Consider the following 21,256-nt stretch of genomic DNA (forward strand, 5'->3'; position numbering starts at 1 on the left):
GTCAGTTGACGGCGTCCACCTCACCGTCGGCCAGTTCCACGTCGTACACCAGCGGCCCCTCGCCCACGACGACGTGCCGCGCGCGTGAGCCGTAGGACGCGGCCGTGGCCGCCAGCAGATACGTTCCCGGCTCCGGCACCGAGACGATGTACGAGCCGTCGGCCAGTGACTCCACCCGGTCCAGTTGCCGGCCCCCGGCCGACAGCAGCGTCACCGCGGCGCCCTCCAGCGGCTCCCCCTCCGTCGTACGGACGAAGCCGTGGACGGCCGATGCCGGGCCGCCGCTCGCGGGAGCTTCGGTCGGCGCGGCCGCCTCCTCCTTCGGCTCCACCGCCAGGTGCGGCAGCCGCTTCTCCAGCCCCTTGGGCAGCCACCAGTTGGAGTCGCCGAGCAGATGCATCGCGGCCGGCACCAGGGCGGTGCGCAGGATGAAGGCGTCCAGGGCCACGGCGGCCGCGAGGCCCACGCCCGCCATCGCCGCCCCGGAGTCGCCGCTGAGGACGAACGCCAGGAACACGCAGACCATGATCAGGGCGGCGGAGTTGATCACGCGGCTGGTCTCGGCCAGGCCGACGCGGACCGCGCGGGCGTTGTCCTTGGTGTGGACCCATTCCTCGTGCATCCGGCTGACCAGGAACACCTGGTAGTCCATCGAGAGGCCGAACAGCAGGGACAGCATGATGACCGGCAGGAAGGCGTTGATCGGACCCTCCTTGCCGAGGCTCAGCAGGTCGAGTCCCCAGCCCCACTGGAAGATGGCCACGAGGACGCCGAAGGAGGCGGCCGCCGCGATCAGGTTCATCACCGCGGCCGTCAGCGGCACCACCAGGGACCGGAAGGCGACCAGGAGGAGCAGGAAGCCGAGGCCGATGATGGTCGCGATGAAGAACGGGAGGCGGTCGCCGGTGACCGTCGCGAAGTCCTTGGAGACCGCCGTGACACCGCCCACGTGGGCCTGCGCCCCGGCCTGCGGGATCACCTCGTCCCGCAGGGTGTCGATGAGCCGGTCGGTCTCCTCGGACTGCGGTGACGTGGTCGGGACGACCTGGATCACCGTCACGCCCCGCGCGGGCGGCAGCGCGGCGACCCGGGCGACCCCCTCCGTGCCCTGGATGCCCTTGACGAGAGCGGTGGCGTCGCCGCCGTCGGTGACCACCTGGAGCGGTCCGTTGAAGCCGGGGCCGAAGCCCTCGGCGAGCAGGTCGTACGCCTTCCTGGTGGTCGTCGTGGTGTCGTCGTTGCCCTGGTCGGTCGCGCCCAGGCGCAGCGACAGCACCGGCAGCGCGAGGACGGCCATGACGGCGAGGGCGAGCACGGCGGTCCGGCGCGGGCGCTTCTGCACGCCCGCCGACCAGCGGGCGGCCAGTCCGCTCGTCCGCTCCGGCTCGGGCCCGGTGGCGGCGAGCCTGCGTCGCTGCCGGCGGCTGAGCACCCGCCTGCCCAGGAAGCCGAGGAGCGCCGGCAGCAGGGTGGTGGCCGCGAGGACGCTGAGGACCACGGTCAGCGAGGTGCCGATGACCACGCCGTCAAGGAAGCGCAGGTTCGTCACCAGCATCCCGGCGAGCGCGATGCACACCGTGCCGCCCGCGAACAGCACGGCACGGCCCGAGGTGTTGAGGGCGGTGACCGCCGACTCCTCCGGGTCCATGCCGCGCAGGATGCCCTTGCGGTGCCGGGTGACGATGAACAGGGCGTAGTCGATGCCGACGCCGAGGCCTATCAGGGTGGCCAGCAGGGGGGCCAGGTCGGGGATGTCGGTGCCGTGGCTGAGCAGCTGCGTCGAGAACAGGCCCATGCCGACACCGAAGACGGCGACGGCGAGCGGCAGCAGCATCGCGTAGAGCGAGCCGAAGGCCAGGAACAGCACGACGGCCGCCGCCACGATGCCGACCATCTCCGCGAGACCGGTGGGCGGCTCCTGCACCCGCTGGATGGCCTGACCGCCCAACTCGACCTGCAGTCCGGCGCGTTCGGCGCCCTGTGCGGTGTCGACGACGTCCTGGACCAGTTCCTTGGGTACGGCGTTCGCCTGGTCGGTGAAGGTGATCTGGGCGTAGGCGATCCGTCCGTCGCCGCTGATCTGGGCCGCGCCTGCCTTGTAGGGGCTGGTCACGCCACCGACGCCCCTCATGCCGGCGATCTTGTCGAGTGCGGGCTGGACGCGGGACCGTACGGCCTGGTCCCGTACCGAGCCCTCGTCGACCTTCCACACCACCGTGTCGGTGTCGCCCGCGCTCTGCGGGAACGCCTTCTCCATCAGGTCGTACGCGCGCTTGGAGTCCGTGTTCGGGAGGGAGAAGACGTTCGCGTAGTCCGTGCCCGCCGTCGAGGCCGAAAAGCCCAGGCCGAACAACGCCCCCACCCACAGCAACAGGACCACCAGCCGGTGCCGGTAACACCACCGTGCCAATGCCGCCACGCTCAACAGCTCCTTACTCGGTCGGTTGGTCCCCCAGGTCCTGCGCAACAGATTCGGTGGCGCCACGCGCGCGTGGGGGCGGCACGCCATGAGTCACAAGGAACTCCAAAGCAGCGAAGCCGCGCGGTTGTCAGTGGGCCCGTCGATACTGGGAGCATGACTGGGGGCATCGCCGGGGGAGAGACGAAGAGTCCGGGCACCGTGCTGGTGGTGGAGGACGAGGAGAGCATCGCCGACGTCCTCGCCATCGCCCTGCGCTACCACCGGTTCGAGGCGATGGTCGCGGGCTCCGTCCGCGAGGCGCTCGCGCTCACCGACCGCACCCGCCCGGACGCGGCCCTGCTCGACGTCATGCTGCCCGACGGCGACGGGCGCGCCCTCGGCCGTGAACTGCGCGCGCGGCGGCCCGACCTGGCCCTGGTCTTCCTCACCGCCCGGGACTCCCCCGCCGAGATCGTCGGCGCCCTCGGCTTCGGCGACGACTACATCACCAAGCCGTTCAACATCGACGAGGTCGTCGCGAGGATCACCGCCGTGCTGCGCCGCACCCGCCCCGCCGACGTCCTGCCGCAGCGCCCGCCGCTGCGCTACGGCGACCTGGAGCTGGACGAGACGACGTACTCGGTGCACCGCGACGGCCGCACGGTCGAGCTCACCCCCACCGAGTACGCGCTGCTGCGCTTCCTGGTGCGCAACGGCGGCCGGATCGTCCCCAAGGAGCAACTCCTGCGCCACGTCTGGCAGTACGAGCACACCCCGCCCGAGTCGACCGTCGTGGAGACCTACATCAGCTATCTGCGGCGCAAGCTGGACGCCCTGGGACCGCCGGTGATCACCACCCGGCGGGGTGTCGGATACGGGCTGGCATGAGGTTGCGCCCGCCTCGTCCCCGACCCGGCATCCACTCGCTGCGCGCCAAGCTGACGCTGGCCAATGTGGCGCTGCTCGCGATCGGCATCGTCGCGGCGACCGCCGTGAGCGTGATGGGCATGCGGTACTACCTGCTCGACCAGATCGACAGCCAGCTCCTCAAGACCCGCGACTCCCTGGCCGGTTCGCAGCTCACCCTGCGGGAGATCGACTCGCTGACCATGCTGAGCTTCGTCCGCGACCGGCTCATACCCGCCCAGCAGGACGACGACCACACGGCCGAGACCGTCTTCGCGGCCGTCGACGGCCGGGGCGAGCCGATCGGGATCCTCGGCTTCGATCCGACCGAGTCCCAGCGGGGCCTGGCGAAGGCGGCGGGCGACCCGCGCGCGCTCGCCGCCGACTCCGCGCCGCACGACGTCACCATGGACGGCTCCACCTACCGCGCCACGGCGGCCCGGCTCGGCGACGGCACGTACGCGCTGCTCGCCGCGCCCACCGACGTCCTGCACCAGGGCGTCGCCAAGGCCGTCAAGCTCGATCTCGCGATCGGCACCCTGCTGCTCGCCCTGCTGGCCTGTCTGACGATGTTCAGCGTCCGGCGCCGGATGCGGCCGCTGGAGGACATGGTGGAGACCTCGTCGGCGATCGCCGAGGGCGATCTGACCCGGCGCATCCCCTCCAGTTGCGAGGCCACCCTGGAGGTCGAGCAGCTGCGGGTCGCCCTCAACTCCATGCTCCACCAGGTCGAGTCGGCGTACCGCACGCGCGAGCGCAGCGCGGCCCAGCTGCGCAGCTTCGTCGCCGACGCCTCGCACGAGCTGCGCACCCCGCTGTCCGCGATACGCGGCTACCTCCAGCTGTACGACAAGGGCATGCTGTCCGACCCGGACGACCGCAAGCGCGCCTGGGCCAGGGTGCTCGCGGAAACCGACCGGATGGGGCGGCTCGTCGACGAGCTGCTCACCCTCGCCCGCCTCGACCAGCAGCCCGAACTGCGGTTCAGGAACGTCGACCTGAGCCGGCTGGTGCGGGACGCGGCCGAGGACCTGCGGGTGCAGCAGCCCGACCGGCCCGTCGAGGTCGCCGCCGAGGGCTCCGTGCTGGTGCGGGCCGACGAGTCGGGGCTCCGACAGGTCCTGGGCAACCTGGTGGGCAACGTGCGCACGCACACGCCCCCCGAGGTGCCGGTGCGGCTGACGGTGGAGCGCGAGGACGGGATCGTACGGCTGTGTGTCGCGGACGACGGTCCGGGGCTGTCGGCGCAGGACGCGGCCCGCGTCTTCGACCGGTTCTTCCGGGTCGGCGGCGGCGCGGGCAGCGGCCTGGGCCTGGCGATCGTGCAGGGGGTGGTGCGGGCCCACGGCGGCGAGGTGGCGGTGCGCACGGCCCCGGGCGAGGGGCTGGCGGTGACGGTCACCCTGCCGGTGCGGGTGCCGGCGGGGCAGTGACTCGACGCCGTACGTCCTGCCGTCCGCTCAGTCGGCCATCACCAGGGCCCACACGGTCCTGCCGTGCCGGCCCCGGTTCCACACCCCCCAGGCGGTGGCGAGGTTCTCCACCAGGTGCAGGCCCCGGCCGGTCTCCTCGGACTGGCCGACCACCCGCAGCCGGGGTTCCAGCAGGCCCTCGTCGGAGACCTCTATGAGGCAGGAGCCGTCCGCGAGGGCGGTCACCGCGACCTCGAACTCCCGCTCCAGGAGCGGCCCGTGGCGTACCACGTTGGTGGCCAGCTCGGACACCAGCAGGACCGCGTCGGCCAGCGCCGGATCATCCGTTCCGTGTCCCCAGTCGGCCAGATGGTCGCGGACCCGGCGCCGGGCGAGACCGACGGAAGCCGGATGCCGGGGCAGCCGGAAGGAGTTGCGTCTCAGCACGTCTGCTCCTCACCCCGCGCACACCTCCGCCACATGGTGCTGCGTCGAGTGGCTGCCCGGCGTCACCCGGGCCAATGCCGGTGCTGCGCAAACGCGCCGGATACGGCGCGATGACGTCGGGGTCAGATCCAGCTGAGGCGCCAGAGCCGGAAGACCCCGGTGCCGTCCGAGAGGTACTGGCCGCCACCGACGTCCTCGGTGGTCACGACGTAGTCCTTGGCCTGCCACAGCGGGATCACCGGGATGTCGTGGGCGATCGACGCCTGGACGTCGCGGAAGTCCTGCTCGGCCTCGCCGCGGTCGGCGTAGCGCTGGCTGTCCTGAATCAGGTGGTCGACCTCGTTGCTGCTGTAGCCGGTGTTCATGGTGCCGTCGGTGCCGACCAGCGGGGAGCCGTAGGTGTCCGGGTCGGGGTAGTCGGCGACCCAGCCGACCGCGTAGGCGTCCAGCTTCCCGGTCGCCCAGCTCTTTTGGAAGTCGGTCCATTCGTAACCCTTGAGGGTCACCTTGAACAGGCCGCTCGCCTCCAGCTGCTTCTTGAGTTCCTTGGCCTCCGCGGCGGCGGAACCGCTGTTCAGGCCGTAGCCGTAGGTGAAGTCGACCGGGGTGCTCACGCCGGCCTCGGTGAGCAGGGCGCGCGCCTTCTTGACGCTCGGCTCCGGGTAGGCGTCGAAGAACGACGTGGTGTGGCCGGTGATGCCGGCCGGGATCAGCGAGTAGAGCGGGTCGACGGTCCCCTCGTACACCGAGGCGGCCAGCTGCTCGCGGTTGATCAGCCAGGCCATGGCCTGACGCACCTTGACGTCGTGCAGCGGCCTGCCCGCGCGGGTGTTGAGGTAGAGGTTGCGGACCTCGGAGCTGTCGGCCTCCGAGACGCGCTGGCCGGGGTCGCTCGGGTTCAGCGCGGCGAGCACGCTGGGCGGCAGCTGGCGGTAGGCGACGTCGATCTGCTTCGCCTTCCAGGCACTGTTCAGCTTGGCCGAGTCGCCGTAGTAGTCGAGTTCGACTGGGCGCCCGGTGCTGCTGATCTCGCCCTTGTAGTCGCCGTTGGGCGCGAGGACCGCCTCCTTGCCCTTCGTGTACGACGTCAGCTCGTACGGCCCGGTGCCGTCGACGCCGTTGTCCTTGCGCAGGGAGTTCGCGGGGTACTTGGTGCTGTCGACGATGGCGCCGGCTCCCGTGGCCACCTTGAACGGGAAGGTGGCGTCGGGCGAGGACAGCCGGAAGGTGACCGTCCGGCCGCTGGCACCGACCGACTCCAGGGTGTCCAGCAGGGCGGCCGGACCGACGTCGGAGTTGATCTTCTTGACCCGGTCGAAGGAGTACTTGACGTCCTTCGCGGTCATCTCGCGGCCGCTCGGGAACGTGATCCCCTGGCGCAGCACACAGCGGTAGGTGCGCAGATCACTACCCTCGAAGGCACAGCTCTCGGCCGCGTCGGGCACGGGCGTGACACTGCCAGGTTCGAAGGCGAGCAGTGACTGGAAGACATTGTTGAACAGCGCCCAGGAACCGGCGTCATAGGCGCCGGCCGGATCGAGTGAGGTGACCTCGTCGGTCGTCCCCACCTTCATCGCCTTGCCCGCGCTCCCCTCTGCGGGGAGCAACTGCCAGCCCCCTACTCCCACGACTCCCAGAACGAGCAGCGTCGCGAGAATCCGCATGCGAACCGACCGCATCGGTTTGCCCTCCCCGGACCCCTGCGGGTCCCAGTGCACATGCCACCCCTAGTGGCGCGGATCACCTAATCACAGGTGTTTCACCTGGGGGAAGAGGGATTTGGGGAGTTGGGCAAGACGTTACCGCAAGGCATTTCGGCCATGTTTCACAGGGCTCCCACAGAGTCTCCCGGAGAAGATCCTCCAGACGTTGTTCAGGCCTGCTTCGACGCCAGTTCGATCACCGTGATGTCCGACGGGGCACCCACACGCGTGGGCGGGCCCCAGGCGCCGGCGCCGCGGCTGACGTAGAGCTGGGTGTCGCCGTAGCGCTCCAGACCGGCGACGGTCGGGTTCGCGAGCTCCGCGACGAGGTTGCCGGGCCAGAGCTGGCCGCCGTGGGTGTGGCCGGAGAGCTGGAGGTCGACGCCGTGGTCGACCGCGTCGTGGATCTGGACCGGCTGGTGGGCCAGGAGCACGCACGCGCGTGCCGTGTCCCGGTCGCCGAGGGCCTTGGCGAAGTCGGGGCCCTGGCCCTCGCTCTCGCCCGCGATGTCGTTGACGCCGGCGAGGTCGAACCAGGCCAGTTCGGTGCGGTCGTTCTCCAGTGGGCGCAGACCGAGCCGCCGTACCTCCTCGACCCACTGCTCGGCGCCGGAGAAGTACTCGTGGTTGCCGGTGACGAAGAACGAGCCGTGCCGTGCCTCTAGCCGGGCGAGGGGAGCGGCGGCCGGGCCGAGGTCCTTCACACTGCCGTCGACCAGGTCGCCGACGACCGCGATCAGGTCGGGCCGGGTGGAGTTGATGGTGTCGACGACCTTCTGGGCGAACCCGCGGCCGAGCACCGGGCTCAGATGGATGTCGCTGACCACCGCGATCCGGTAGCCGTGCGCCGCGCGCGGGAGCTTCGCCAGCGGCACGGTGACCCGCTTGACCCTGGGGCCGCGCAGGACGCCATAGGTGCCCTGGCCGACGGTCCCCACGGCGGCCGCTGCGGCGGCTCCGGCGACGACCCGGGAGACGAACAGGCGGCGGGAGGGGGCCGGGGTGGGCAGCCCGGGTTCCCGCGGCTCCTCGGACGCCGGCCCGCCCTCGCCCGACTCCTGCGACTTCTCGCCCGGCGCTCCCGCCGGCACCCGCTCCGGCTGCGGTACGGCTGCCACGGCCGGCTGCCCGCGCCCGTCCCGGCGTTCGAGGAAACGGCGCAGCAGGGGCCGTACGGCCTCTCCCGCCACGACCGCGAGCAGCAGGTAGATCGACAGCGCCAGCCACAGGAAGCCGGGCCACGCGAGCACGCGCTGGAGCCAGAAGGGGGCGCCCGTGCGCTCCGCGACCAGAGCGGCGACCGCCAGCACCCAGCCACCGCCGATGAGCACCGCGCCCGCGCGGCGGACCCGGCCGGGACCTTCGGTGGTGTCGCGGAACAGTCGACGCCACAGGTACCAGTTGGCCGTCACGAGGACGGTGAGGGCGAGCAGTGCGAAGACGATGACCACGGTCTGCTAACTCTCGGGGGTCGGCTGTGAGTTCCGGCGCAGTACGCGCACCGAACGCAACCCGATGAGCCCGACGACCGTCCCCAGTACGAAGGAGACGACAGCCAGCAGCAGGTGCACCCAGAAGTAGCCCGTCGGGTCGCCCGCGTCGTCGAACGCGAGCCCGCTGGCGTCCTTGACGAGGTTCTTGACGAAAGTGATCCAGATGATCCAGCTCCACACCCCGAAGGCGAGCAGGAACCAGGAGACGGGGCGGCTGAGCTTCATGGGTCCAGTATCGCGGTCCGTTGTCCGATTCGGCGGCCGGGGTGGGGAGGGCGCCGGGACTTCACCGTCCGCGGCATGTACGTTCCTGAGCGTGTCCGCACCCCACAAGAAGACCGCCGGGCGATCCCTGCTGGTCACCTCCGCCGCCCTGTCGTCCCTCGCGCTGACCGCGCCCGTCGCCCTCGCGGCTCCCCATCCGTCACCGAGCGCGTCCCCGAGCGCCACTCCCCCGGCGCGCATGTCGACCGTGGGCGGCGCGCGGCTCGGCCAGGCGGGCACACAGGTCAATCTCGCGAGCGGGGTGCCGGTGCTGCCGAAGGACATCACCGCGCGCTCCTGGATCGTCACCGACGCCGAGTCCGGCGATGTGCTGGCCTCGCACAACGCGCACTGGCGGCTGCCCCCGGCGAGCACCATGAAGATGCTCTTCGCGGACACCGTCCTGCCGAAGTTCCCCAAGACCGGCAGGCACAAGGTCGTCCCCTCCGACCTCGCGGGCATGGGCGCCGGCTCCAGCCTGGTCGGGATAAAGGAGGGCGAGACGTACACGGTCCACGATCTGTGGCTCGGCGTCTTCCTTCGCTCCGGCAACGACGCGGTACATGTCCTGTCGGCGATGAACAAGGGCGTCGTCAAAACCGTCCAGGAGATGAACGAGCACGCCGAGGAGCTCCAGGCCCTCGACACGCATGTGGTCAGCCCCGACGGCTACGACGCCCCCGGCCAGGTCTCCTCGGCCTACGACCTGACCCTGTTCGCCCGCTCCGGTCTGCAGAAGAAGGACTTCCGCGAGTACTGCTCGACGGTCACCGCGAAGTTCCCGGGCGAGTCGAAGAAGGACAAGAAGGGCAAGCCCGTCCGCAAGCCCTTCGAGATCCAGAACACCAACCGGCTGCTGAGCGGCGACTACGACATCGCGCAGTACCAGGGCATCGCAGGTGTGAAGAACGGCAACACCACCAATGCCGGCGCCACCTTCACGGGCGTCGCCGAGCGCAATGGCAGGGTGCTGCTCGTCACCGTCATGAACCCGTCGAAGGAAGAGCACAACGAGGTCTACAAGGAGACCGCAAAGCTCTTCGACTGGGGCTTCAGGGCGGCCGGAAAGGTGCAGCCGGTGGGGGAGCTGGTGCCGCCCAAGGGCGCGGCGCAGCCGGGGACCTCCGGTGAGGCCGGGGGCGGTTCCGGGGGCTCCGGGAAGTCCGCGGGTCAGGGGGCTTCGGCGAAGCCGGTCGCGTCGGCCACGGCCGACGGCGGCTCCCGCGGCATGGGGACCGCCTTCGCGATCGCCGGCGGACTCGTCGTGTTGCTCGCGGGCGCCGCGTTCCTCGTCAACCGCCGCTGGCCGCTGCCGGATCTGGTACGTCGTCGCTCGCCCCGTCCGTGAACTCCTGCTCCTTGCTCCCCGTCGCCGTCCACGCGGCGCAGAACAGCACCAGCTTCGCCGTGAAGTTGATCCACAGCAGCAGGGCGACGGGGACGCCGAACGCGCCGTACATGCTCTTCGTCGCCACGCCCTGCATATAGCCGCTCAGCAGCAGCTTCAGCAGTTCGAAGCCGACCGCGCCGGTCAGCGCGGCGACGAACAGCCGGCGGCGCCTCGGCTCGACCCCGGGCAGCAGGGTCAGCACGTACAGCAGGAGCAGGAAGTCGGCGAGTACGGCGATGACGAACGCGGCGACGCGCAGCAGGGCCCGGCCCGCGCCGCCCTCCTGGAGGCCGAGCCCGCCGCCGATCCAGTCGACCAGCCCGGAGGCGACGGTCGAGATGGCGAGCGTGACCAGGACGGCGCCGCCGAGCCCGACCAGGATGCCCAGGTCCTTGCCCTTGCGCAGGATCGGGTTCTCCTCTTCGTCGGGCAGCTCCCACACTGCGCGCAGACACTCGCGCATCCACCCGGCCCAGCCGATGCCGGTGAACAGGAGGGCGGCCGCGGCGATGAGGCCGACGGTGCCGGCGTTCTGCACCAGGTCGCCGATGTTCAGCTGGTCGGAGATGCCGGGGACCTGGTCGGCGATCTTGTCCTGGAGGTCGTTCTGCTGCTCCGTGCTGAGCGTGGCGGCGGCGATCGCGGCGGCCACGGTGAGCAGCGGGAACAGCGCGACGAAGCTGGAGAACGTCATCGCTGCGGCCAGCCGGGTCCACTTCACCCGGTCCAGCCGCTCGTACGACCGCCACGCGTGCGTGGCCGTCAGGCGCACCCAGAGCGGCCCGACGACGGGGAGTCTCTTCAGCCAGTCCATGAGCGGATCTTGCCCTCCGTGCGGAAGACCGATGTGTGAGTACCCCTTCGAACCTCCCCAGTCGGCAACTCCGGCCATATTGAGCGACATCCCATTAATCACCCATTCCGAGTAGGGAGATGAGGTTTATGAGCCGATTGCCCCTATAGCGGCGATACGGTCACCGGCATGTCTGCCGACACCGTTTCCGTCACGGGATGGGGCCGCACCGCCCCCACCGCGGCCCGTCCGATCCGCCTGCGGAGCTACGGGGAGGCCGTGGCCGCCGTCCGGGACCGCGGGGCCCGCGGCGGCATCCCGAGGGGCCTGGGGCGGGCCTGCGGGGACGCGGCGCAGAACGCCGGCGGCGCGGTGTTCGACATGACCGCTCTGAACCGCGTCCACGCGATCGACGCCGAGGGCGGCACCGTGCTGTGCGACGCGGGCGTCTCCCTGCACCGGCTCATGGAGGTGCTGCTGCCCCTGGGCTGGTTCGTTCCGGTGACGCCCGGCACCGGCTACGTCACGGTCGGCGGTGCGATCGGCGCGGACGTCCACGGCAGGAACCACCATGTGTCCGGCTCCTTCTCCCGCCATGTGCTGTGCTTCGAGCTCCTCACCGCCGACGGCGCGATCCGCACCGTGCGCTGCGGCACGCCCCTGTTCGACGCGACCACCGGCGGCATGGGCCTGACCGGGATGATCCTCACCGCGACGGTCCAGATGCAGCCGGTCGAGACCTCGCTGATGTCGGTCGACACCGAACGCACGCGGGACCTGGACGATCTGATGGTCCGTCTGACCACCGGGGATCGCGGTTACCGCTATTCGGTCGCCTGGATCGACCTGCTGGCCCGCGGGGCGGCGACGGGGCGGGCGGTGCTGACCCGGGGCGACCACGCCTCGCTGGAGACGGCGGGGCAGCTGGGGGCGGCGGGGCCGCTTGCCGGGGGCACACGCGCGCGTAGAGACCCGCCGGCCTTCCGCCCCCCGCGCTTCCCGGGCCCGCCCGCCTTCCTTCCCGAGGGTCTGGTCAACCGCACGACCGTGGGGCTGTTCAACGAGCTCTGGTACCGGAAGGCGCCCCGCGCGCGTACCGGCCGGCTGCAGAGGATCTCCGCCTTCTTCCACCCGCTGGACGGCGTGCCCCACTGGAACCGGGTCTACGGCCGCGGCGGCTTCGTGCGGTACCAGTTCGTCGTCGGACACGGCCAGGAGGAGGCGCTGCGCCGGATCGTGCGGCGGGTCAGCGGACAGCGGTGCCCGTCCTTCCTCGCCGTCCTCAAGCGGTTCGGGGACGCCGATCCCGGATGGCTCTCCTTCCCGGCGCCCGGCTGGACCCTGGCCCTGGACGTCCCGGCCGGCCTGCCGGGCCTCGGCGCCCTCCTCGACGAGCTGGACGAGGTGGTGGCCGCGGCCGGCGGTCGGGTCTGCCTCGCCGAGGACTCCCGCCTGCGGCCGGAGCTGCTCGCCGCGATGTACCCGCACCTCGACGACTTCCGCGCGCTGCGCGCGCAGCTGGATCCGCGCGGGGTGTTCGCCTCCGACCTGTCCCGCCGTCTCGCCCTCTGAGTCCTCTGAGTCCTCTGAAGATCCCCGGCCCTCCCAAGGAGCTGCTCGTGAAGGACGCCTTCGGCATCCCTCAGTCCCTGCTCGTCCTCGGCGGTACGTCCGAGATCGCGCTGGCCACCGTCCGCCGTCTCGTCGTCCGTCGCACCCGCACGGTGTGGCTGGCGGGACGCCCGTCCCCCGCCCTGGAGTCGGCCGCCACGCAATTGCGCTCTCTGGGGGCCGAGGTCCACACCGTCGCCTTCGACGCGCTGGACCCCGAGTCCCACGAGGCGGTGCTCGGGAAGGTGTTCGCCGAGGGCGACATCGACATGGTGCTGCTCGCCTTCGGGATCCTCGGCGACCAGGCCCACGACGAGCGCGAGCCGGTCGCCGCGGTGCGGGTGGCGCAGACCAACTACACGGGCGCCGTCTCGGCCGGTCTGGTGTCCGCGCGCGCGTTGCAGACCCAGGGGCACGGTTCGCTCGTCGTGCTCTCCTCGGTCGCCGGCGAGCGCGCCCGCCGCGCCGACTTCATCTACGGCTCCAGCAAGGCCGGCCTCGACGTCTTCGCACAGGGGCTCGGCGACGCCCTGCACGGCACGGGTGTGCACGTGATGGTCGTACGGCCCGGGTTCGTGCGGTCGAGGATGACGGCCGGTCTGGAGGAGGCGCCCCTCGCGACCACTCCGGAGGCCGTCGCGACGGCGATCGAGCTGGGTCTGCGGCGCCGCTCGGAGACGGTGTGGGTGCCCGGAGTGCTGCGGGTGGTGATGGCTGCGGTGCGGCATGTCCCGCGGGCGGTGTTCCGGCGGCTGCCGCTGTGACTGCGGTTACAGCAGCTGTACCAGGAGTTACAACTGGCTCGTGGGCAGGGAGCCGCGCTCCACGTGTCCCGCCTGCGGCGGTACGACCGATCTCCCGAAGGTGAACTCGCGCAGCTTGCGCCACACCCCGTCGGCGCCCTGTTCGTAGAGCGCGAAGCCGGTGCAGGGCCACTCGGCCTCGAAGTCGGCGAGCTCCTCGAAGGCACGGTCCATGGCCGCCTCGTCGATGCCGTGGGCCACCGTGACATGCGGGTGGTACGGGAACTGGAGTTCCCGCGCGACCGGTCCCGAGGCGTCACGGACCTGCTTCTGGAGCCAGGTGCAGGCCTCGGCGCCCTGGGCGACCTGGACGAAGACGACGGGTGAGAGCGGCCGGAAGGTGCCGGTGCCGGACAGCTTCATCGGGAACGGCCGGCCCGCCGCGGCGACCTCGGTGAGGTGCGCCTCGATGGCGGTCAGCGCGGTGTCCTCGACCTCTGTGGGCGGCAGCAGCGTGACATGGGTGGGGATACCGTGAGCCGCGGCGTCGCCGAAGCCCGCGCGCCGCTCCTGGAGCAGGCTGCCGTGAGGCTCCGGGACCGCGATCGACACACCGATCGTTACGGTCCCCACGTCGTCTCCTGTTCGTCCCTGTCGCCCTGTCGGATTCATTCCCGGCCGTCCGCCTATCGACTGTACGGCCACGGCTGTGCTGTGGGCAGGCGCAGGCATAGTGATGTGCAGCGCTCTGTCCGGTGGTGCTGTGTGCGGTGGTACGCCCGGTGCCCGCCGCCGGTGCCGACGGGCCGGGCGGCGATCAGTGCTTGGCGGGCAGGAAGCCGACCTTCTCGTACGTCTGGGAGAGGGTCTCCGCGGCGACCGCGCGGGCCTTCTCCGCGCCCTTGGCCAGGATCGAGTCCAGTGTCTCCGGGTCGTCCAGGTACTGCTGGGTCCGCTCCCGGAACGGCGTGACGAAGTCGACGACGATCTCGGCGAGGTCCGTCTTGAGCGCGCCGTAGAGCTTGCCCTCGTACTGGTGCTCCAGCTCCGGGACGCCGGTGCCGGTCAGGGTCGAGTAGATGGTGAGCAGGTTGCTGACGCCCGGCTTGTTCTCGGCGTCGTAGCGGATGACGGTGTCGGTGTCCGTGACCGCGCTCTTGACCTTCTTGGCGGTGGCCTTCGGCTCGTCGAGGAGGTTGATGAGGCCCTTCGGCGTGGACGCCGACTTGCTCATCTTGATCGACGGGTCCTGGAGGTCGTAGATCTTCGCCGTCTCCTTGAGGATGTACGGCTTCGGGATCGTGAAGGTCTCGCCGAAGCGGCCGTTGAAGCGGGCGGCGAGGTCGCGGGTCAGCTCGACGTGCTGACGCTGGTCCTCGCCGACCGGGACCTCGTTGGCCTGGTAGAGCAGGATGTCCGCGACCTGGAGGATCGGGTACGTGAACAGGCCGACGCTCGCGCTGTCGGCGCCCTGCCGGGCGGACTTGTCCTTGAACTGGGTCATGCGGGAGGCCTCGCCGAAGCCGGTGAGGCAGTTCATGACCCAGGCGAGCTGGGCGTGCTCGGGGACGTGGCTCTGGACGAAGAGCGTGCAGCGCTCCGGGTCGAGGCCCGCGGCGAGGAGCTGGGCCGCGGCCAGGCGGGTGTTGGCCGTGAGCTCCTTCGGGTCCTGCGGAACCGTGATCGCGTGCAGGTCGACGACCATGTAGAACGCGTCGTGGGTCTCCTGCAGGGCCACCCACTGGCGGACGGCGCCGAGGTAGTTGCCGAGGTGGAACGAGCCTGCGGTGGGCTGGATTCCGGAGAGCACGCGGGGTCGGTCTGAAGCCATGCTCACCATTCTCTCAGGTGGCGGGGGGCGATCCGGAACCAGCCGGAAACAGATGTGCCACGGGTGGGAACCGATTCGGTCCGGGCGGTGTATCCATCGTGTGAGGACCCGGGAGGGGGGCCGCATCGTCGATGAGGCCGCGGTGATCGAACGCGTACGCGCCGGAGACCCGGAGGCGTACGCGGAGCTGGTGCGGGCCCATACCGGCCTGGCGATGCGAGCGGCCACCGCGCTCGGGGCGGGAGCGGACGCGGAGGACGTGGTGCAGCAGGCCTTCGTCAAGGCGTACTGCTCGCTGGGCCGCTTCAGGGAGGGCTCGGCTTTCAAGCCGTGGTTCATGTCCATCGTGGCCAATGAGACGAGGAACACGGTGCGCACGGCGGCACGCCAGCGCACCCTCGTCGGTCGTGAGGCGGCCTTCGCGGAGGCCGAGCCGCTGATACCGGAATCGGCGGACCCGGCGGCCGCGGCCGTGGAGATAGAGCGCCGCGCCGCACGGTCACGGTGACGGCCGAGCCGCAGGGGCGGTCCCCGGTGAGCCTGTGCTGGCGTGAGCGGGGGCGCACCGTCCGGCTGGACGAGTACCCGGCCCGTCTGGACATCGGCTTCACCAAGAGTGTGCGGGAGCAGCCGGAGTGGCTCTCGCTGCGCGGGGACTCCTCGGACCCCTCGGACCTCGAAGCGGTCAAGGACACGGCTCTGTGGTTTCCGCGACCGCACCTGCTGAGCTTCTGGCTGGTGGACGCGGCGGGCTCCCACTACACCCGCGAGCAGCGCACCGCCGGGCCGACGCTGCTGTGGACGCACGGGTCGGACGTCTTGGACGTGCCGGAGGTGACGCTGCGGCTGGAGGGGGTCGCATCGAAGGCGCGGGCCGTGGACATCGCGCGCTCCCTCGGCGAGCCCGGGAGCGAGGGCGCCGGGAAGCCCTCGCATTAGTGCGGGCGAGGTGGGAACCCCGCCGGGCCGGGCGGTGTACCAGAAGTGACACGCGGCTCGCTGCGCGGGAAGCCGGGGCCGCGGCAGGAAACGCGTGATGGGTGACGAAAGGAGGTGCTCGCGAGCTTGGGGAAGCGTGGGTGCGTCGATCGAGGGGGACGGCAGTGCGGAGCAGACTCGCAGGACTTCGGCTCGGGCCGCGCAGGGCGCTCGCGGTGCTCGCACCGGTGGCGGCGGTGGCGGCGGCGGTGACCGTGCTCGCGGCGCCCGCGGCCGACGCGGCGGCACCGTCGGCGCGGGAGGCGGTCCTGGACAGGCCCCACCTGGCGATGGTCGTCACCGGCGGGTCGGGGCGGACGAAGGCCGTGCGTGCCGACGAGCCGTACTTCACTCGCCTGTGGGAGTTGCTGCAGCCCACGGACACGGGCACGGAGCGGGTCTCGGCCGCCTGGGAGGAGGTCCGGTATCCGCCGGTGCGGTTCACCGTGGTGTGGGGGCTGACGGGGGTGGGCGGCTGGCCCCGGACGGATTCGGCGCCGGGTGGTGATGTGGCGGTGGCGCGGCAGGACCAGCTGTTCCTGGCCGGGGACGGCACGCCGTGGGTGCGCTCGGATCCGGCGCCGGAGCGGGAGGACGACGACATCCGCTGGCACCGGGCGCCCCGGGCGGTGTTCGACCGGCTGGACCGGGCGGGCCTCGCGGGCGGTGCCGGTCAGGGGCAGGGCGACGGTGCCAAGGGTTCGTCCGGTCCGGAGCGTGGCGTGTGGTGGGCGGTGCCGGGGCTCGTCGCGGGATTCGCCGCGGGAGCCGGCGGCACGCGGCTGATACGCCGCGCGGCGGCCGGGCCAGGAGCCGGACCGCCGCGGGACGAACCACGCCAGGAACTCATCGATCTCTAGGAGTCACCGGTCTTTGACAACTCAAGAGAGGACTCAACGGAGGACGGGTGTCAGCCGAGGTCGATCTCCGGGTACAGCGGGAAACCGGCCACGAGGTCGGTGGCGCGGTGGGAGATCTCGTCCGCGACCTTCGGGTCCAGGACGTGCTGGGCCTTGGAGGGCGCCCCCGACTTGGTGGTGCCGGGCTCCGTGGTGGTGAGGACGCGGTCGATGAGTCCGGCGACCTCGTCCATCTCGGCGGTGCCGAGACCACGGGTGGTCAGTGCGGGGGTGCCGATGCGGATGCCGGAGGTGTACCAGGCGCCGTTGGGGTCGGCCGGGATGGCGTTGCGGTTGGTGACGATGCCCGAGTCGAGCAGGGCGGCCTCGGCCTGGCGGCCGGTGAGGCCGTAGGAGGAGGTCACGTCGATCAGGTTGAGGTGGTTGTCGGTGCCGCCGGTCACCAGGGTCGCGCCCCGGCGCATCAGACCCTCGGCCAGGGCACGGGAGTTGTCGACGATCCGCTGGGCGTAGTCCTGGAAGGAGGGCTGCCGGGCCTCGGCGAGGGCGACGGCCTTGGCGGCCATGACGTGCGGGAGCGGGCCGCCGAGGACCATCGGGCAGCCGCGGTCGACCTGGTCCTTGAGGGAGTCGTCGCACAGCACCATGCCGCCGCGCGGGCCGCGCAGGGACTTGTGGGTGGTGGTGGTGACGATCTGGGCGTGCGGGACAGGGTCGAAGTCGCCGGTGAGGACCTTGCCGGCGACGAGACCGGCGAAGTGCGCCATGTCGACCATGAGCGTGGCGCCGACCTCGTCGGCGATCTCCCGCATGATCCGGAAGTTCACCAGACGGGGGTACGCGGAGTAGCCGGCGACGATGATCAGCGGCTTGAACTCGCGGGCCGAGGCGCGCAGCGCGTCGTAGTCGACGAGGCCGGTGGCGGCGTCGGTGCCGTAGGAGCGCTGGTCGAACATCTTGCCGGAGATGTTGGGGCGGAAGCCGTGGGTGAGGTGGCCGCCGGCGTCCAGGGACATGCCGAGCATGCGCTGGTTGCCGAAGGCCTGGCGGAGCTCGGCCCAGTCGGCGTCGGAGAGGTCGTTGACCTGACGGACGCCGGCCTTCTCCAGGGCGGGGACCTCGACGCGCTGGGCGAGGACGGACCAGAAGGCGACGAGGTTGGCGTCGATGCCGGAGTGCGGCTGGACGTAGGCGTGCCGGGCGCCGAAGAGTTCCCTGGCGTGCTCGGCGGCCAGGGACTCGACGGTGTCGACGTTGCGACAGCCGGCGTAGAAGCGGCGGCCGATGGTGCCCTCGGCGTACTTGTCGCTGAACCAGTTGCCCATCGCGAGGAGGGTGGCCGGGGAGGCGTAGTTCTCGGAGGCGATCAGCTTGAGCATCTCGCGCTGGTCGTGGACCTCCTGGCCGATGGCGTCGGCGACGCGCGGCTCGACGGCGCGGATCACGTCGAGGGCGGCCCGGAAGGCCGTGGACTCGGTGGACAGGGGCTGCTCCTCTGACATGGCGGCCTCCGGGCTGCGTGGCTTGAAGCGGTCACGGATCACGGTTCGGCCCAGGCGCACGGCACTTGGTCACTCACAGGCCGCTCCCCGATGGTCCGTCCCATCCCTGCGCGCCAGTCACGGCCTGCCGGCCAGCCTACCGGGCACGCCGAAGGGCACCTGCGCGACGTCCACCATGCGAGCGACGGCTTCGAGGCCGGGACAGGGACCGGGGGCCTCAAAGCCGGCGCGGTGCAGGACCTCAGAACAGGGCGTCGGCGAGGCGGTCGATCTGGTCGGTGTCCGAGGCCCAGCAGTAGAGCATCACCTCGTCGGCGCCGATGCCGACATAGGCGTCGCCGGTCTCGCGGATCTGACGCGGTGTGGTGAGCAGACCGGCCTCCATGTATTCCACGTGGCCGCTGAAGGCGTAGTAGTCGCGGAGGTTGCGGCGGGCCCGGTCCAGGGTGTCGTCGGGGCCGAGAGCGACGTTCGCCTGGGCGACCAGGCGGGGGCGGCCGGGGCGGTCGTGTTTCTCCCAGGCCGTTTCGGCGGCGCGGAACAGGTTGGACATGAAGGAGGGCGGCAGGGCGGCGCCGAGGAATCCGTCGCCGAAGCGGCCGACGCGTTCGAGGGCAGCGGGGGCGAAGCCGCCGAACAGTACCTCCGGGCCACCGGGGGTGGCGGGGGCGGGACCGATGGGGCCGATGCCTTCGCCGTACGGCTCTCCGGACCAGGTGCGGCGCAGCAGGGTCATCTGTTCGTCGAGACGGCGGCCCCGGCGGTGGAGGTCGGTGCCGGCGGCAAGGCAGTCGTCCTCGCGGCCTCCGACACCGACGCCGAGCGTGAAGCGGCCGCCGGAGAGGCGGTCGAGGGTCGCGGTCTGCTTCGCGAGCAGGGCGGTGTTGTGGAGGGGTGCGAGCAGTACCTCGGTCTGGACGCGGATGCGGGACGTGGCGCCGGCGAGCGTCGCCAGGGTGACGAGGGGCTCGGGGTTGTCGTAGACGAGGCGGTCGAGCAGGCCGAGGGTGCTGAAGGGGCCCGCGTCGGCGCGCCGGGCCCAGGTGAGCAGCCGGGCGGGGTCGTCGACGGGAAGGCCGAGGCCGATGTTCATGGGAGAGTCCTCCGGAGGGCGTACGGGATCCGCCGGTCGGCCGGATCCGGTGCCGCCCCTCCGTGGTGCCGCGCGCTGTGCGCGGACCTGCTCCCGTTCTGCGGCGATGGTTCCAGAGAGCGTGTGCGTCAGAGTGTGGCGACCGTAACGCCGTCGGGCGGAGTGCGACAACGCGTTTTTCGCGGGCCGCTCGCGGACACGGCCTCGGGGACACGGCTCGTGTCCTGCGGACAGTGGGAGATCAGTGAGAGCCGGTCCGGAACCGACCCGCCCGTCACCGCCTCCCCTAAGGTCACTTCGTGCTCTTCGGAATGGTGTGTGCTCTCGGTGCCGCGGTCTGCTTCGGCACGGCCACCGTGCTACAGGCGATGGCGGCGCGTGCGGCGGACGCGGACGGCGGTGACGGCGAGGGGACGGCGTTCGCGGTGACGCTGTTCCTGCGGGCGGTGCGGCAGTGGCGGTATCTGGCGGGGCTGGCCCTGGACGGGGTGGGCTTCCTGTTGCAGATCGCCGCGTTGCGGTCGGTCCCGATCTACGCGGTCGGCGCGGCGCTCGCGTCGAGTCTCGCGGTGACCGCGGTGGTGTCGGCGCGGCTGCTTCGGGTTCGGCTCGGCGGGGCCGAGTGGGGCCCGGTCGGGGTGGTGTGCGCGGGGATGGCGCTGCTGGGGATCGCGTCCGGGACGGAGGGCGACCGGGGCGGCCCTGCGGCCTTGAAGTACGCGATGCTCGGAACGGCCCTGGCGGTGCTGGTCCTCGCGCTGCTGGGTGGGCGACTGCCGGACCGGGGGCGGGCGTTGGCGCTCGGGCTGGGTGCCGGGTTCGGGTTCGGGGTGGTCGAGGTGGCGGTACGCCTGATCGACTCGCTCGCGCCGTCGGCGCTGCTGGCCAACCCGGCGACGTACGCGCTCCTCGTCGGTGGTGGTGCGGCCTTTCTGTCGCTGACCTCGGCGCTGCAGCGGGGGTCGGTGACCACGGCGACCGCCGGGATGGTGATCGGGGAGACGATCGGGCCGGCGCTGGTGGGGGTGGTGTGGCTCGGGGACCGTACGCGGGAGGGGCTGACGTGGGTGGCGGTGCTGGGGTTCGCGGTGGCCGTCGCGGGGGCGCTGGCGCTGGCCAGGTTCGGGGAAGCCCCGGAGCATTCCGCTCCGCATTCTCCTTCCCGAATTCTGTAAAGGGGTTGCTCAAGTTACTTTCGGTACAGCTCGACAGAATGAGCCATGCCGACCGAAAGGCCGATAAAGAGTCACGATCCGGGCAGCCGAAAAAGCTTCGTTGAAGATTTGAACGTGCCGTGAAAGGCCCTGCGTATACGACGGCGTGCGCAGTAATCCCGTCACCGTCACCGTGGCCTATCACGTGGTGTCGGGCCGTGAGGCCGACTTCCATTCCTGGGAGTGGGCCATGCTGGCCGCGAGCGCGCAGCAGCCGGGCGTTGCGAGCGGGCACGAGCTACGAGGTCTGTCTGACGAACGCGGCCCGGTTACCCGCTCCGCCGGACGCGTACGCGTTCTACCGGGTGCTGCGCCGGGTCAACCCGGCCCCCTACGCGGCGTTCCTGCGGTTCGGGGACGTGGACGTGGCGGAGCCATCGCGGGCGGGACGATCGAGGCCTTCGCCGACGTACGGCGGTCCGCGGCGCTGTTCAACAGTGCCGCCGCCGGGGCCGCCCTGGACCACCTGCGGCCCCGGCGCCGGATCGTCCGGGCTCGTCAGCGGGCGGCGGCGGCGCTCGCGCCGGTGCTGCCGTGGTGCGGCTCGTGGCTGGAGCACGCCCCGTACGGGCCACGCCACGGAGCGCCGGTGAACGCCGGCCGAAAGTACTGAGG

Annotated in this window: 17 protein-coding genes, 4 pseudogenes and 1 riboswitch; of the genes and pseudogenes, 11 read left to right on the forward strand and 10 right to left on the reverse strand. The window is 71.4% G+C overall.

The window, feature by feature from the left end; all coding sequences use genetic code 11:
• Position 1 precedes the first annotated feature (1 nt).
• Entirely contained in the window at positions 2 to 2,410 is a 2,409-nt protein-coding gene (locus tag ACIRP7_RS08150) for an MMPL family transporter (RefSeq protein ID WP_403655932.1), read from the reverse strand.
• Between the two features lie 165 nt (positions 2,411 to 2,575).
• Here ACIRP7_RS08150 and ACIRP7_RS08155 point away from each other — a divergent pair, with 165 nt between their 5' ends.
• Together ACIRP7_RS08155 and ACIRP7_RS08160 are read left to right on the forward strand one after the other, a co-directional pair.
• The gene (locus ACIRP7_RS08155) at positions 2,576 to 3,289 is read left to right on the forward strand and encodes a response regulator transcription factor (protein WP_403655287.1); all 714 of its coding nucleotides are present in this window, start codon (positions 2,576 to 2,578) and stop codon (positions 3,287 to 3,289) included.
• Positions 3,286 to 4,740, forward strand: a complete 1,455-nt coding sequence (locus ACIRP7_RS08160) for an ATP-binding protein (protein WP_403655289.1) — start codon at positions 3,286 to 3,288, stop codon at positions 4,738 to 4,740. Before ACIRP7_RS08155 ends, ACIRP7_RS08160 begins: the two co-directional genes overlap by 4 nt.
• A gap of 27 nt (positions 4,741 to 4,767) precedes the next feature.
• Here ACIRP7_RS08160 and ACIRP7_RS08165 read toward each other — a convergent pair whose 3' ends face one another.
• The 4 genes from ACIRP7_RS08165 to ACIRP7_RS08180 all read right to left on the reverse strand — a co-directional run bounded on the left by ACIRP7_RS08165 (position 4,768) and on the right by ACIRP7_RS08180 (position 8,587).
• On the reverse strand, positions 4,768 to 5,166 hold the full coding sequence (locus ACIRP7_RS08165; RefSeq protein WP_403655291.1) for an ATP-binding protein: 399 nt from the start codon (positions 5,164 to 5,166) through the stop codon (positions 4,768 to 4,770).
• A 122-nt stretch (positions 5,167 to 5,288) separates the two neighbouring features.
• Positions 5,289 to 6,845 (reverse strand): ABC transporter substrate-binding protein, encoded by a 1,557-nt coding sequence (locus tag ACIRP7_RS08170; protein ID WP_403655293.1) that lies wholly within the window; start codon positions 6,843 to 6,845, stop codon positions 5,289 to 5,291.
• Positions 6,846 to 7,039: 194 nt separating this feature from the next.
• The gene (locus ACIRP7_RS08175; RefSeq protein WP_403655295.1) at positions 7,040 to 8,320 is read right to left on the reverse strand and encodes a metallophosphoesterase; all 1,281 of its coding nucleotides are present in this window, start codon (positions 8,318 to 8,320) and stop codon (positions 7,040 to 7,042) included.
• A gap of 6 nt (positions 8,321 to 8,326) precedes the next feature.
• Positions 8,327 to 8,587 carry an SCO4848 family membrane protein gene (locus tag ACIRP7_RS08180; protein ID WP_352389107.1) on the reverse strand — a complete coding sequence of 87 codons (261 nt, stop codon included), beginning with the start codon at positions 8,585 to 8,587 and terminating at the stop codon, positions 8,327 to 8,329.
• 91 nt (positions 8,588 to 8,678) lie between these two features.
• Between ACIRP7_RS08180 and ACIRP7_RS08185 the strand changes: the two genes are divergently transcribed.
• Positions 8,679 to 9,974, forward strand: coding sequence for a D-alanyl-D-alanine carboxypeptidase family protein (locus ACIRP7_RS08185; RefSeq protein WP_403655297.1), 1,296 nt, complete (start codon positions 8,679 to 8,681; stop codon positions 9,972 to 9,974).
• Here ACIRP7_RS08185 and ACIRP7_RS08190 read toward each other — a convergent pair.
• Positions 9,919 to 10,830, reverse strand: coding sequence for a YihY/virulence factor BrkB family protein (locus ACIRP7_RS08190; RefSeq protein WP_403655298.1), 912 nt, complete (start codon positions 10,828 to 10,830; stop codon positions 9,919 to 9,921). The two genes, ACIRP7_RS08185 and ACIRP7_RS08190, sit on opposite strands and share 56 nt — an antisense overlap.
• Before the next feature lie 168 nt (positions 10,831 to 10,998).
• Here ACIRP7_RS08190 and ACIRP7_RS08195 point away from each other — a divergent pair, with 168 nt between their 5' ends.
• Positions 10,999 to 12,381, forward strand: a complete 1,383-nt coding sequence (locus ACIRP7_RS08195) for an FAD-binding protein (protein WP_403655300.1) — start codon at positions 10,999 to 11,001, stop codon at positions 12,379 to 12,381.
• Positions 12,382 to 12,428: 47 nt separating this feature from the next.
• Complete coding sequence (locus ACIRP7_RS08200) at positions 12,429 to 13,184, forward strand: decaprenylphospho-beta-D-erythro-pentofuranosid-2-ulose 2-reductase (protein ID WP_403655302.1); 756 nt, start codon at positions 12,429 to 12,431, stop codon at positions 13,182 to 13,184.
• Positions 13,185 to 13,211: 27 nt separating this feature from the next.
• On the opposite strand, the gene ACIRP7_RS08205 is transcribed toward ACIRP7_RS08200, so the two are convergent.
• Both ACIRP7_RS08205 and trpS read right to left on the reverse strand, forming a co-directional pair.
• Positions 13,212 to 13,796 carry a 2'-5' RNA ligase family protein gene (locus ACIRP7_RS08205; protein ID WP_403655304.1) on the reverse strand — a complete coding sequence of 195 codons (585 nt, stop codon included), beginning with the start codon at positions 13,794 to 13,796 and terminating at the stop codon, positions 13,212 to 13,214.
• Positions 13,797 to 13,980: 184 nt separating this feature from the next.
• Complete coding sequence (trpS, locus tag ACIRP7_RS08210; protein ID WP_403655306.1) at positions 13,981 to 14,994, reverse strand: tryptophan--tRNA ligase; 1,014 nt, start codon at positions 14,992 to 14,994, stop codon at positions 13,981 to 13,983.
• 100 nt (positions 14,995 to 15,094) lie between these two features.
• Between trpS and ACIRP7_RS08215 the strand changes: the two are divergent.
• From ACIRP7_RS08215 to ACIRP7_RS08225, 3 genes and pseudogenes are all read left to right on the forward strand, one after another.
• Positions 15,095 to 15,490, forward strand: a pseudogene (locus ACIRP7_RS08215) (RNA polymerase sigma factor); the annotation flags it as partial.
• A gap of 2 nt (positions 15,491 to 15,492) precedes the next feature.
• A pseudogene (locus tag ACIRP7_RS08220) lies at positions 15,493 to 15,933 on the forward strand (hypothetical protein); the annotation flags it as partial.
• Positions 15,934 to 16,187: 254 nt separating this feature from the next.
• Complete coding sequence (locus tag ACIRP7_RS08225; RefSeq protein ID WP_403655934.1) at positions 16,188 to 16,832, forward strand: hypothetical protein; 645 nt, start codon at positions 16,188 to 16,190, stop codon at positions 16,830 to 16,832.
• 50 nt (positions 16,833 to 16,882) lie between these two features.
• On the opposite strand, the gene ACIRP7_RS08230 is transcribed toward ACIRP7_RS08225, so the two are convergent.
• Positions 16,883 to 18,334, reverse strand: coding sequence for a glycine hydroxymethyltransferase (locus ACIRP7_RS08230; RefSeq protein ID WP_403655308.1), 1,452 nt, complete (start codon positions 18,332 to 18,334; stop codon positions 16,883 to 16,885).
• 41 nt (positions 18,335 to 18,375) lie between these two features.
• Positions 18,376 to 18,465, reverse strand: a riboswitch (ZMP/ZTP riboswitch).
• A 110-nt stretch (positions 18,466 to 18,575) separates the two neighbouring features.
• Positions 18,576 to 19,427 (reverse strand): LLM class flavin-dependent oxidoreductase, encoded by an 852-nt coding sequence (locus ACIRP7_RS08235; protein ID WP_403655310.1) that lies wholly within the window; start codon positions 19,425 to 19,427, stop codon positions 18,576 to 18,578.
• Between the two features lie 311 nt (positions 19,428 to 19,738).
• Between ACIRP7_RS08235 and ACIRP7_RS08240 the strand changes: the two genes are divergently transcribed.
• The 3 genes and pseudogenes from ACIRP7_RS08240 to ACIRP7_RS08250 all read left to right on the forward strand — a co-directional run.
• Complete coding sequence (locus ACIRP7_RS08240; protein WP_403655936.1) at positions 19,739 to 20,602, forward strand: hypothetical protein; 864 nt, start codon at positions 19,739 to 19,741, stop codon at positions 20,600 to 20,602.
• A 254-nt stretch (positions 20,603 to 20,856) separates the two neighbouring features.
• Positions 20,857 to 21,021 (forward strand): annotated as a pseudogene (locus tag ACIRP7_RS08245) (aminodeoxychorismate synthase, component I); the annotation flags it as partial.
• Positions 21,015 to 21,254, forward strand: a pseudogene (locus ACIRP7_RS08250) (monooxygenase); the annotation flags it as partial. The pseudogenes ACIRP7_RS08245 and ACIRP7_RS08250, both read left to right, overlap by 7 nt.
• Positions 21,255 to 21,256: the final 2 nt, after the last annotated feature.

The sequence above is a fragment of the Streptomyces sp. NPDC102270 genome (genome assembly GCF_044766405.1).
Lineage (GTDB): Bacteria > Actinomycetota > Actinomycetes > Streptomycetales > Streptomycetaceae > Streptomyces.

Bases quoted from the DNA above. Each gene is read 5' to 3' on its own strand.
- ACIRP7_RS08190 (WP_403655298.1), bottom strand. From the start codon at position 10,830: ATGGACTGGCTGAAGAGACTCCCCGTCGTCGGGCCGCTCTGGGTGCGC.
- ACIRP7_RS08155 (WP_403655287.1), top strand. From the start codon at position 2,576: ATGACTGGGGGCATCGCCGGGGGAGAGACGAAGAGTCCGGGCACCGTG.
- ACIRP7_RS08195 (WP_403655300.1), top strand. From the start codon at position 10,999: ATGTCTGCCGACACCGTTTCCGTCACGGGATGGGGCCGCACCGCCCCC.
- ACIRP7_RS08235 (WP_403655310.1), bottom strand. From the start codon at position 19,427: ATGAACATCGGCCTCGGCCTTCCCGTCGACGACCCCGCCCGGCTGCTC.
- ACIRP7_RS08160 (WP_403655289.1), top strand. From the start codon at position 3,286: ATGAGGTTGCGCCCGCCTCGTCCCCGACCCGGCATCCACTCGCTGCGC.
- ACIRP7_RS08180 (WP_352389107.1), bottom strand. From the start codon at position 8,587: ATGAAGCTCAGCCGCCCCGTCTCCTGGTTCCTGCTCGCCTTCGGGGTG.
- ACIRP7_RS08240 (WP_403655936.1), top strand. From the start codon at position 19,739: ATGGTGTGTGCTCTCGGTGCCGCGGTCTGCTTCGGCACGGCCACCGTG.
- trpS (WP_403655306.1), bottom strand. From the start codon at position 14,994: ATGGCTTCAGACCGACCCCGCGTGCTCTCCGGAATCCAGCCCACCGCA.
- ACIRP7_RS08170 (WP_403655293.1), bottom strand. From the start codon at position 6,845: ATGCGGTCGGTTCGCATGCGGATTCTCGCGACGCTGCTCGTTCTGGGA.
- ACIRP7_RS08230 (WP_403655308.1), bottom strand. From the start codon at position 18,334: ATGTCAGAGGAGCAGCCCCTGTCCACCGAGTCCACGGCCTTCCGGGCC.